We start from the raw sequence: 10,951 nt of genomic DNA on the forward strand, positions 1-10,951 counted from the left end.
TCGTCCTTTGCTCTGGACAGAGACATGGAGAGACCGGATGGGCGACCTCACGCTGACCACCTTCGATTGGGTTCCCGAGATGCCGCGAGGTTTCGTCCGCGACCTTCGCGTGCGCTGGGCCCTCGAAGAGGCCGCCCTGCCCTATCGCGTCGCGAGCGCGCCGTTCGGCGAGCGCGGCGCCGCACATTTCGCGCACCAGCCGTTTGGACAGGTGCCGTGGCTAACCGACGGCGACATCTCGATCTTCGAGAGCGGCGCGATCCTGCTTCATCTCGGCGAACGCAGCGATAGACTGATGCCGTCCGATCCGCGCGGCCGCAGCGAGGCGACGGAGTGGGTGTTCGCCGCGCTCAATTCGGTGGAGATGCCCGCCTTGCCCTGGACGATGTTCAAGTTCACCGGCAGTGACGATGGCTCACCTGCCGCGAAGTTCGTCAACGATTTCCTCAAGCTCCGCCTCAAGCACATGGAGACGGTGCTGGCGGCGCGCGAATGGCTGGCGGGATCCTTTTCCGTCGCCGACATCCTGATGTCGGACGTGCTGCGCGTCGTCGATCGCTTCGACGGGCTGTCGGACAGTCCGGCCTGCCGCGCCTATGTCGCGCGCGCCACGGCCCGCCCGGCCTTCGTCAAGGCCCGCGCGGACCAGATGGCGCATTTCGCTGCGGCGGACCGGGCGCGCTGACGCGGCCTCGGCGCAGGGCGTGAACAGCCGCACATAATCAACGTGGTGATCGCCATAGGGTCACCGCCATAGGAACGAAGCAATTTGCGTCAAATCATCCCGGCGGAAGGTGGCACATGGCCCGCATCGCATATCTCAGAGAGCAGCTAGCCCGCGCCGTGCGGCTGGCGAAGGCAATCCTAGATCAGCAAACTGCGCAGCGACTTCAAGCCTTCGCAACTGAATGCCGCACGGAGTTGCAGGTCCTGACGCAAAAGGCTGCGGCGTGAGGTGTCTCGGCGCCCACCACGCGGTGCGTCAGACCAGCTTCATCGGCGCATCCGCGACCACGCGAAGCTCGATCCTGCTGATCAGTTGAGCCCGAAGCGCCTCCGCAGCGCCGATGGCGCTTTCGGTTTGCCGCAACGTACTGACATTCGAGCCGAGCGACACGATCCCACCGAGCACCAGGGCAATTGAACCGAGCGCGGCGGTCTGACCGATCCCGAACAGGCCGAGGATCGTAATCAACAGCAGCGCGGCACCCGTGCCTATGGCGATCTTGGACGCCAGGATGTACTTCCGGCATCGCTCGGCGATCTCGGCCAGCGCCTCGATCCGGGCTTCGATGTCTGAAATCTCGTCGGTCGGATCGTCTTCGGTCATTGGATTCTAGATTGGCGGTTCTTGCTCACGAACGAAACCTAGCGTCGGGACGACTGTAGGGCGCAACCAACCTAGCGTATAGCAAACCAAGCTGAATGCATTGCCTCCAGAAAAGCCATCGTAATCTGCACGCCGGAGGCGTCTCCAATCACGCTGTCGATTCCGCAGTTGGGGCAGAGGGCTGTAGAGTCCTCATCAACCCATTCGACAATCTGATCCGAACCAAACGTCGTTCTGCAATAGAGGCAACCGCAAAGCTGACTGCGCTCGATGTCTGCGCGGTGCTGCACTTCTTGTGTGCAACACGCAGCGGATGGTCCTCGGACAAGTCGAAAACACTCGTCGTGTGAGGCTCGTCTTCGGCTGCCTGGTTCCCTTGCATTTGGCGGGTTACGCTTCGCCTACCCGCCCTACGCTTCATTCACAACGGCAAATTGTCGTGCTTCTTCGCCGGCGTCTCCACCTTCTTGTCCTTCAGCATCGACAGCGCCCGCGCGATCCGCTTGCGGGTCGAGTGCGGCATGATGACGTCGTCGATGTAGCCGCGTTCGGCGGCAATGAACGGCGACAGGAAGCGATCTTCGTATTCCTTGGTTCTTGCTGCGATCTTGTCGGGGTCGCCGATGTCACTGCGGAAGATGATCTCGACCGCGCCCTTGGCGCCCATCACGGCGATCTGGGCGGTCGGCCAGGCGTAGTTCATGTCGGCGCCGATCTCCTTGGAGGCCATGACGTCGAAGGCTCCGCCATAGGCCTTGCGGGTGATGATGGTCACCAGCGGCACGGTGCATTGCGAGTAAGCAAACAGCAGCTTGGCGCCGTGCTTGATCAGGCCGCCATATTCCTGCGCCGTGCCCGGCAGGAAGCCCGGCACGTCGACGAAGGTGACGATCGGAATGTTGAAGGCGTCGCAGAAACGAACGAAGCGCGCGGCCTTGCGCGAGGCGTCAGAGTCGAGCACGCCGGCCAGCACCATCGGCTGGTTGGCGACGAAGCCGACGGTGCGGCCCGCGATACGGCCGAAGCCGGTGACGATGTTCTTGGCAAAAGAGTCCGAGATCTCGAAGAAGTCGCCCTCGTCCACGACCTTCAGGATCAGTTCCTTCATGTCGTAGGGCTTGTTCGGATTGTCGGGGATCAGCGTGTCGAGCGACATGTCGACGCGGCCGATGTCGTCGAAGCTCGGCCATTCCGGCACGCCGTCAGTGTTGTTGGACGGCAGGAAGTCGATCAGGCGCCGCATCTGGAGCAGCGTCTCGACGTCGTTCTCGAAGGCGCCATCGGCGATCGAGGAGCGCGTCGCGTGCACGGAGGCGCCGCCGAGCTCTTCGGCGGTGACGACCTCGTTGGTGACAGTCTTCACCACGTCGGGGCCGGTGACGAACATGTAGCTGGTGTTCTTCACCATGAAGATGAAGTCGGTCATGGCCGGCGAGTAGACGTCGCCGCCGGCGCAGGGGCCCATGATGACGGAGATCTGCGGGATCACGCCCGAGGCGAGCACGTTGCGGCGGAACACGTAGGAGTAGCCGGCCAAGGCAGCTACGCCTTCCTGGATGCGCGCGCCACCCGCGTCATAGAGGCCGATGATGGGCGCCCTCGCCTTCATCGCCATGTCCTGGAGCTTGGTGATCTTCAGCGCGTGGGTCTCGGACAGCGAGCCGCCGAACACGGTGAAGTCCTTGGCGAACACAAAAGTCTTGCGGCCGTTGACGGTGCCCCAGCCGGTGACGACGCCGTCGCCGGGGATCTTGTTCTTCTCCATGCCGAACTCGGTGGAGCGGTGCTCGACGAACATGTCGAATTCCTCGAACGATCCCTTGTCGAGCAGCAGCTCGATGCGCTCGCGCGCGGTCAGCTTGCCGCGGGCGTGCTGCGCCACGATGCGCTTCTCCCCGCCGCCGAGCTTTGCGCCGGCACGACGGTCTTCAAGGGCGTCCAGGATATTCTTCATTTGCTCCCGCCAGTTCTTAAGCCTTAAGTGCTGGGCGTTCTAACATGGCATTTTGCGGGCCGGGAAGCGCCTTTCGGCCTCGCAGGGCTGCCCTGCCCGCGCGGAAAACCGTGAGGGATTACAAAGTTTTGCCTGGGAGGCGGATCATGAATGAGGCCAGGGACGAGACGGGTGCTGCGACCGGCGGCGTCAAGCTCCTGCTCCGGCTGGAGGGGCTGACCCTGTTCATCGGCATGACGATGCTCTACGCGGCCTGGGGCGGCTCGTGGACGGTCTATCTCCTGCTCTTCCTGGTCCCCGATCTGAGCTTTCTGGCCTATCTGTCGGACGCACGGTTCGGGGCGATCGTCTACAACACCGCCCACAGCTACATGGCACCGGTGACGCTGATGACGCTGGGCTTCGGCTTCGCCTCGCCCTTGACCTTGTCCATCGCCTTGATCTGGCTCGCCCATATCGGCATCGACCGGGCGCTCGGCTATGGCCTGAAATATTCGGCGGGCTTCGGCTTCACCCATCTCGGGCGGATCGGGCGGCAGACGGACGGCTGAGCCTTGCGCGCTTTGGCGGCGGGATGGCGGCCATTTTGTCGGCTCTCGCCGGTTGACCGGGCCAGCCGATTCAGGCTTGCTTCCCTCTCGATCTGGCGCCGAATGTTGCGTGAGCTCAGTCGGTACGGCGGCGGTCATCACGTCTGGCTGCAAGCATCACACATGTCCGCCACGGTCGTCCCCCTGCCGCCGAACTCATCGTCCGAGACCACCGACTTCCTGCGGCGCATGGCCAGCATGGTGTCGGGGCGCAACGGCGAGATGCTGCTGCGTGCAGCAAGCCTGATCGTGTCGCTGACACAGCGGGCGATGACGGCCGAGCGGCTCTATCATCAGCAGCAGGAAGAGAACACGCGCCATGTCGCGCTGCGCGAGGCTGCCAAGCTCGCCTCCGACGCCATGGTCAGCCAGATCGAGGCGCTGCGGGCGCAGCTTGCGGACGTGACCGCGGCCGCCGTAGCCGAGCGCGCAGCATTCGACACCGAACGCAGCAAGCTGCTCGGCCTCATGCGGGATGCGGAAAGCCATATCGGCAAGCTCACCACCGAGCTCGAGACGCTGCGCGCCTCCGTCGACAGTTTTAACGAGACCGCGGCTCGGTGCCGATCGAAGTGCTGCGGCTGGCGCGGACGCAGTTCGACTATCTCGCGAATGGCTTTGCGGGGAAAGGCGACGTGATCTCGCAGGCGATGAGCGAGATCGGCGGCTTTGCGATCGACCAGGCGATGACGGCGAAGAAGGCGGCCGACAAGGCCTGAGGCGCCCTATGGTTCGCCGGGCTTGAACGGCTCCTGCTTGTCCGGCGGCGTGGTCTCCTCGGCCATGGCGAGCAGCATCGCGACCATGACGTAGTTGCCAGAGACCGCCGTGAGATCGACGATCTGCTGATCGCTGAACACCTTCTTGGCGCGCGCGTAGGTCTCGTCCGAAACCTTCTTGGTCGTGGTCAACTCGGTGACGAAGTCGTAGACCACGGCCTCGTCCTCGGCCATGTTCGACGGCCGCTTGTTGGCCTTGAGCTCTGCGATGATGTCAGGCGACAGGCCGGCCTTCGCCGCGAGCGGCGCATGGGCGAACCATTCCACCTGCGAGCGCCACTGCCGCCCGATGATCAGAATCGCGAATTCGTTGAGCTTGGTTGGAACGGACGTTTCCCAGCGCAGATAGTAGAACAGATCAAACAGGCGCTGGCCGAGCACGGGACTGCGGATCATCGGATTATAGGGTCCGCCGATGCCGACGCTCGACACTTTCATGATCTGCTCGCCGAGCGGCTTCTGCTTGGCATCGAGCTGATCCATGGTGAGCTGCGGAAAGCGCGGCTCCTTGCTGGTGGCTGGTGCTGCAAACACCGTCGCGACGAGCCAGCCGCCCGCGGCGGCAAGCGTGAGCGACGACAGCCAGAGCGGCGTTGAATTCATTGCTTCCTCCCGACCTTTTTTCTTGCTTGGTCGGGACGATGCTAGTCGAGCGGCGACGCGCGCGCCAGCATGGTTGGGTCAGATCGCGCCGATATCGCCAAGGCAGGCTTGCGTCAGCGGCATGCGCTCGCCGACGAGGCGCGGCTCGCTGCAGTCCATGTTGAGCGCAAACACCGTGTGCGCCTCACCCTTCTCGGCCCAGCCGACCATCCAGCCGAGCGACGGCGCGCCGCGCTCGGCGCCCAGCAGCCCGGACTTGGCGCGGATGATGCTATCGCCGACCTTGGTCACCGGCAGGATGTCGGCCACGAGATCCTGGCTGCGCCTGGAAATCGGCAGCGCGCGGCGGCGCAGCCGGTCGACGAAATCGATCTGCTCGATCGGATCGATGCGCAAGGCGCCGGTGAGCCAGAACTGGTCGATGCCGCCGCCGATGTCGCGATTGCCGTAGTCGAACAGGTCGACGAACTTTTGCATGCGCTCTTGGCCGATCCGGCGCGCAATCTCCTGATAGACCGGCACCGCGCTCACGAGAATCGCACTGCGCAGCGTGTGGTCCTTGTTCCAGGCCTCGAGGGGGCGCTTCACCCCGTCCCAGGGAAATACATCCTTGTCAGGATCGGAGACCACGCCGGTCTCCAGCGCAATCAGCGAGTTCGGGATCTTGAACGTCGAGGCCGGAAGCTTGCCCTCGCCGGAGCGATCCCTGTCGCTCGCGACGATCAAATAATCCTCGACCTTGTAGCCGACGAATGTACCGGCCGTTCCAAGATCGGTGAAGCGCTTCGCCAGGCTGTCGCGGATTTCATTGCGCGGCGGCGCGACATTGGCGAGCGCGCGCTGTGGCAGAGCGGCGGCTGCGGCAAGAAGGCCGAGGGTGGAACGGCGGGTTAACAAGAGCGGCATCCGTTGGGGATTGGAGACGGCGCGACCATGCAGCCGCTATCGTGGTGAAACGATGACAGTGCGCGCTAGCGCACTCGGCCCGACAGTCGCAGCACGAACACCAGCACTTCGGCGACGGCCTTGTAGAGATCCGGCGGGATCTCCTCGCCGAGCTCGATCTTGGAGAGCGCGCCGGCCAACACCTCGTTCTCCTCGATCGGGATGTCGTGGGCCTGGGCGATCTCGACAATCTTTGCGCCGATCGTGCCCTTGCCCTTGGCGACCACTACGGGAGCGCCGCTGCCCTTCTCGTAATGCAGCGCGATCGCGAGCTTGGACTCGTCGCTCATGTGGCGCGATCCAGGAAATGTCCGGCACGGGCCGGTGCGGGCTGCGGCGGGGTGCCGTCGCGGACCACGATGTCGCCGGGCTTGAGCTCAGCCCTGGTCAGGGCCTGGCTGAGCTCGCCGATGCCGGCGCGGAGCTGTTGCGCCGTCGTCGGCCGCTCGGCCCACATCCGCACAAAGGTCTTGTCGCCGTTGAGCGTGATCAGCGCATGCACGGGTCCGGTCGGCTCGACATTGAGCGAGAAGCGCGCGCGCCAGGCGCGCTTGGCGGGATCGGCGGACTCGCCAGCGCCATCGCGCGAGATCTCGAACTGCGCCATCGCGGTGCCCTGCGGGGTCGCGAACGGAATTTCGAAATTCCACTGCGGCACGGTCGGGTCGATGCGGTGGCCGCTGGCGTCGACGCGGTCAGGGAGCGAAGCGACCTGCAACAGGGTCTGCCGCGCGATCGCGGCATTGGTGTCGTCGAGCAGGCGATGCACGGCCGCAGCCAGCGGCGTATCTGGCGCAAGCGATGGCGAGGCGACGGATTGCGGCGACGGCAGCGCGCCGCGGAACGGCGGTGGCGTTGTCGTGCGCGCCGCCGCGTCGAAGACGTGGCCATCCGGCACGGCCTTGTTGGAGCCCGGTACGTTGCCCATCATGCGCGGCAGGTTTTGCGTGACTTCTTGCAACAGGCCGGCGGCAAGGCCTGCGGTCATCGTCCGCGGGATCACCGCCTGTGGGGCGTCGCCTGCCAGGTCGGCCAACACCGCGGCTGCAACGGTTGCTCCGCGCAACAGCTGCGGCGATTGGGTTCCGTCGGCTTCGGCCAACGGCAGTGCTGTCTGGGCGGCCTCACCCGCAACCTGAGCCAGCGAAGCTGTGGCCTGTGGTGGAGTTGTGGCGCTTGTTGAAAGCGTGGCGCCTTGCGTCGGCGCTTGCGGCGCGCCGATCTCGAGCGTGCCGGTGGTCGCCGCCAGCGTCTGGCGCAGCACGAGCAATGCTGCCTTCAGGTCCGGCACCGCGCCCGACGACGGCGTCGCACCAGCGGCCAGCGAGGCTTCGAGAAACAGCCCGGATTTCTGGAAGGCGGATTCGATGTCGGCGCCGTCGAGCCCGGTGTTGAGCGGCGTCTGCTGCGCCAGCACGTTCAGCACCGCCTGCTTTAGTCCGGCCGGCAGGTCGCTGCCGGTCACGACCGAGGCCAGATTGGCGAACAGCGGCGCTTGGCTGCCTTGCCTGGTCACGGCTTCGGCCGAGGCGACAGTGACGGCGATCTGCTCCGCGGGCGTCAGTGGGTTGCGTGCCGTGGGCGCGGACGGCACAAGCGGCGGGCTGTCCACCAGCGAGGCAGCAGCCGGAGTCAGCGTGATCTGATCGGACGTCGCCTCGCCTGCCCCGTTGACGACAGCAAGCCGGATGGTGCCATCGTTCTGCGACACAGCAAGCTGAAGATTCTGCCCCGGCGACAGCGCTACCTCCGACATCACGTCCATCGAAAGATTGGCGATCGCGATCCGCACCAGATTGTCGGCGAGCACGCTGACCACTTTGGCATCGACGACGCTGCCGGCCTGAAGCACGAGATCAGGCGTCGCTGCATCAGCTACAGAGCTGGCAGCACTGACGGGAACAATCGAGCTTATCGGCGTTGGCATCGCGGGGCCCAGGAAGCGCGGACCACCCTAACGCCTGCGTCGTAAACCTCTCCTTAAGGACCTTTGGCCGCGGGCGGCTTTACCGCCGCCAGAACCGTAACGGCGGCCTGAAAATCCCTCAGGCGGGCGGCGCGGCGGCCGGCCGCCTCCTCGTCCACGCCCCATTTACCGGCATTCCAGTCCTCATCGACGTAGGCTGCCGCCCAGACCTGGTTGGCATCGCGGACGCCATGGGACAGGGCCAGCGCCAATAGGGCCGAGCCGGTCATCGTCGTGATGACGTGAAGCGCCGCGACCGACCACGGATCGTTCGGCAGCGCCGCGCGCGCGGCCTGAATGGCCTCGTCCGGCTGCTTCACATACATGATGCCCTCGGACAGGATGAAATGCGCCCCCAGCGTCTCCGCGGCCCAGAACAGCACGGGATCCCAATGCGCGGCCTCGCGGGCGACCAGCCCCTCGGGGTGACCGGCGCGATAGAACAGCAGGTCGGACTGGAAGTATTTTGCGAGGTCGTCGCTGACGAGCTCGACACGGTCGACGACGCCCTCGACCACGCTGTTGGCGATCCGAGTCAGCGGCATGCCCAGGGGGTTGATCGTCTCCCGTTGCGCCGCCCATTCCGCGGCCACCACATCGGCCAACGCGCGCGAAGGGATCACCACCTGGCGGCCCGACGGCGTGCGGATCGGCTTGCCGTCGAGCGTGATGGCAAAACCACCCTCGGCCTCGGCCACGCCCGCCTCCTTGTAGAAGCGCTTGCGCTGCGGCGTGCGCGCCGCCTGGCGGACCGCCTCTTGCGGATCGAGCGGGGACTTCCCCGCCATCTCGTCGAACAATTCGCGCATCTTGAGTTTTCGGTCTCCGCCGCTGAATGCTAGGCTTTTAGAATAAGACCGGCGGCCGATAAAGCGAGCAGCGGGCATGAGGGAACTTGCGGGCATTGTGGCCCTGTTCGCCGGGCTTTGGCTGGCCGCGGCGCAGGCCGGCTTCCGCACCCCGGAATCGCTGGTGCGCAACATCTACGCCTATTACGGCGAGGGCGCGCCCGAGCTGTCCAAAGGCCTGCCGCGGGACGCCGCAACCGCCCGGCAGTTCTTCGACCCCAGCCTGCGCAAGGTGTGGTCCGCGCCGCGGGCCGAACCCTATGATTTCCTGGTGCAGAGCCCGAGCTGGAAGCTCGGTCCGGTCGCGATCGCCGTGGTACGCAAGCAATACGACAAGACCTATGTCGCGGCGAATTTCGACAATCGCGGCCGGCGGGTGACGCTGAACTTCATCCTGGTCAATGGACCGGAGGGCTGGCTGATCACCGACGTCGAAAGCCCGCACGACAGCTTGCGGATGTTTCTGGAGCAGTTTCGGAATTGAGGGGGATTGTAGGCCCAACTGCCGACCAAATATCTGGTGTCGTCCTCGCGAAGGCCAGGACCCATACCGCGTGATCTCTCGAGAGAACACCGCGGTTGGTACCGACCAGCTCACCCAATCCAGGGGTAATGGGTCCTGGCTTTCGCCAGGACGACATCGGGGAAGCCGCCTGTTGCGGCTCAACTACTCCTCAGGCGCGTTCTCGATCGGATCAAATCGGCTTGCATCCAGCCCAAGCAGATTCCACGACTGCTGCATGTGTTGCGGCAAGGGCGCGGTGGCATCGATCACGCCGCCACGCGGATGCGGGATCACGATGCGGCGTGCGAGTAGATGCAGCCGGTTTTGCAGGCCGCCCGGCAGTTGCCAATTCTCGATGTTGAAATATTTGGGATCACCGACGATGGGATGGCCGATATGCTCCATGTGCGCGCGGAGCTGGTGGGTACGGCCCGTCACCGGTTTCAACGACACCCAGGTCAGCTTGTTGCCGGCAGTCTCGACCACCGCGTAATAGGTCACCGCGTGGCTGGCGCCCTCGTCGCCATGCGCGGCGATGCGCATGATGGTGTCGTCCTCGCTCTCCTCTTTTGCGAGGAACGTCGAGATACGGCCCTGCTTCGGCTTCGGCAGGCCCGGCACCAGCGCCCAATAGGTTTTTCGCGCCGACCGCGAGCGGAACGCGCCGGTCAGATGGCTTGCGGCGAAGCGCGTCTTGGCGACCAGGAGGCAACCCGACGTCTCCCTGTCGATCCGGTGCACCAGGCGAGGCTTCTGTCCCTTGGCGTCGCGCATCACCTCGAGCATCTGGTCGATGTGGCGTGTCATGCCCGAGCCACCCTGCACGGCAAGGCCGGCGGGCTTGTTCAGGACGAGGACGTCGTCGTCCTCGTAGATCGTCATCTCCTTCAGCGCGGCAAGCGTCTTCTGGGCGGCCTCCGACGGGGAGCCGACCGCCGCCTTCGGGGCGTCCAGCTTCAGCGGCGGAATGCGGACGCTCTGCCCCTCCTCCAGGCGATCCTTGCTGTCGACGCGCTTGCCGTCGACACGCAGCTCGCCTTTGCGCACGACGCGCTGGATATGGGAGAACGACAGGCCGGGAAAACGCGCTTCGAGGAAGCGATCGACGCGCATGTTGTTCTCGTCCGCCGTCACGGTGACGGTCTGCACCTTGGTCGGCAGCAGCGCCTCGACGGGCTTTGCCGGCGCGGGCGTTTCTAGCGGAGGTTTAGGCGCGCGCCGCTCGGTGCGCTCTGAGGCAAACCGCGGCGGCTTCGCGCCAGGCTTGCCGCCCGGCCGGGGCCCAGCCTTCGCGCTACGCGCCTTGAACGGACGCGAATCGTCGCGCTCGTCACGCGAACGGGGCTTGGGATTCATTCTCTTGATGCGGCGGCTCATGGCTGCCTGCCTAGCCCAAAAGTGGCCTCGCGTCACGGCGAAATGGCGATTCTA

Annotated in this window: 13 protein-coding genes; 5 read left to right on the top strand and 8 right to left on the bottom strand. The window is 65.1% G+C overall.

The annotated features are described in order from the left end of the window. Positions 1-37 precede the first annotated feature (37 nt). Positions 38-685 (top strand): glutathione S-transferase family protein, encoded by a 648-nt coding sequence (locus ABIB73_RS34705; RefSeq protein WP_354231672.1) that lies wholly within the window; start codon positions 38-40, stop codon positions 683-685. 116 nt (positions 686-801) lie between these two features. After that, a complete protein-coding gene (locus tag ABIB73_RS34710) occupies positions 802-954 on the top strand; it encodes a hypothetical protein (protein WP_354231673.1) in 153 nt (50 codons plus the stop codon). Between the two features lie 28 nt (positions 955-982). On the opposite strand, the gene ABIB73_RS34715 is transcribed toward ABIB73_RS34710, so the two are convergent. Beyond that, positions 983-1,330, bottom strand: a complete 348-nt coding sequence (locus ABIB73_RS34715) for a hypothetical protein (RefSeq protein ID WP_354231674.1) — start codon at positions 1,328-1,330, stop codon at positions 983-985. Positions 1,331-1,751: 421 nt separating this feature from the next. Next, positions 1,752-3,284: an acyl-CoA carboxylase subunit beta gene (locus tag ABIB73_RS34720; RefSeq protein ID WP_354231675.1), complete on the bottom strand. Its 1,533-nt coding sequence runs from the start codon at positions 3,282-3,284 to the stop codon at positions 1,752-1,754. Between the two features lie 146 nt (positions 3,285-3,430). On the opposite strand from ABIB73_RS34720, the gene ABIB73_RS34725 reads away from it, so the two are divergent. Both ABIB73_RS34725 and ABIB73_RS34730 read left to right on the top strand, forming a co-directional pair. After that, positions 3,431-3,835, top strand: a complete 405-nt coding sequence (locus tag ABIB73_RS34725) for a DUF4260 domain-containing protein (protein WP_354231676.1) — start codon at positions 3,431-3,433, stop codon at positions 3,833-3,835. Between the two features lie 162 nt (positions 3,836-3,997). Continuing rightward, on the top strand, positions 3,998-4,513 hold the full coding sequence (locus ABIB73_RS34730; protein ID WP_354231677.1) for a hypothetical protein: 516 nt from the start codon (positions 3,998-4,000) through the stop codon (positions 4,511-4,513). A gap of 86 nt (positions 4,514-4,599) precedes the next feature. Here ABIB73_RS34730 and ABIB73_RS34735 read toward each other — a convergent pair whose 3' ends face one another. The 5 genes from ABIB73_RS34735 to ABIB73_RS34755 form a co-directional block, all read right to left on the bottom strand. After that, complete coding sequence (locus tag ABIB73_RS34735) at positions 4,600-5,256, bottom strand: carboxymuconolactone decarboxylase family protein (protein ID WP_354231679.1); 657 nt, start codon at positions 5,254-5,256, stop codon at positions 4,600-4,602. A 78-nt stretch (positions 5,257-5,334) separates the two neighbouring features. Continuing rightward, positions 5,335-6,153, bottom strand: coding sequence for a penicillin-binding transpeptidase domain-containing protein (locus ABIB73_RS34740; protein WP_502918479.1), 819 nt, complete (start codon positions 6,151-6,153; stop codon positions 5,335-5,337). 74 nt (positions 6,154-6,227) lie between these two features. After that, positions 6,228-6,491, bottom strand: coding sequence for an EscU/YscU/HrcU family type III secretion system export apparatus switch protein (locus ABIB73_RS34745; RefSeq protein ID WP_354231683.1), 264 nt, complete (start codon positions 6,489-6,491; stop codon positions 6,228-6,230). Then, positions 6,488-8,128 carry a flagellar hook-length control protein FliK gene (fliK, locus tag ABIB73_RS34750; RefSeq protein WP_354231684.1) on the bottom strand — a complete coding sequence of 547 codons (1,641 nt, stop codon included), beginning with the start codon at positions 8,126-8,128 and terminating at the stop codon, positions 6,488-6,490. Before fliK ends, ABIB73_RS34745 begins: the two co-directional genes overlap by 4 nt. A gap of 53 nt (positions 8,129-8,181) precedes the next feature. Continuing rightward, positions 8,182-8,976, bottom strand: coding sequence for an ATP12 family chaperone protein (locus ABIB73_RS34755; RefSeq protein ID WP_354231686.1), 795 nt, complete (start codon positions 8,974-8,976; stop codon positions 8,182-8,184). Positions 8,977-9,052: 76 nt separating this feature from the next. Here ABIB73_RS34755 and ABIB73_RS34760 point away from each other — a divergent pair, with 76 nt between their 5' ends. Next, a complete protein-coding gene (locus ABIB73_RS34760) occupies positions 9,053-9,499 on the top strand; it encodes a hypothetical protein (RefSeq protein ID WP_354231687.1) in 447 nt (148 codons plus the stop codon). Positions 9,500-9,682: 183 nt separating this feature from the next. Here ABIB73_RS34760 and ABIB73_RS34765 read toward each other — a convergent pair whose 3' ends face one another. Beyond that, on the bottom strand, positions 9,683-10,897 hold the full coding sequence (locus ABIB73_RS34765) for an RluA family pseudouridine synthase (protein ID WP_354231688.1): 1,215 nt from the start codon (positions 10,895-10,897) through the stop codon (positions 9,683-9,685). Positions 10,898-10,951 lie beyond the last annotated feature (54 nt).

It is taken from the genome of Bradyrhizobium sp. F1.4.3, assembly GCF_040548375.1.
GTDB lineage: Bacteria > Pseudomonadota > Alphaproteobacteria > Rhizobiales > Xanthobacteraceae > Bradyrhizobium.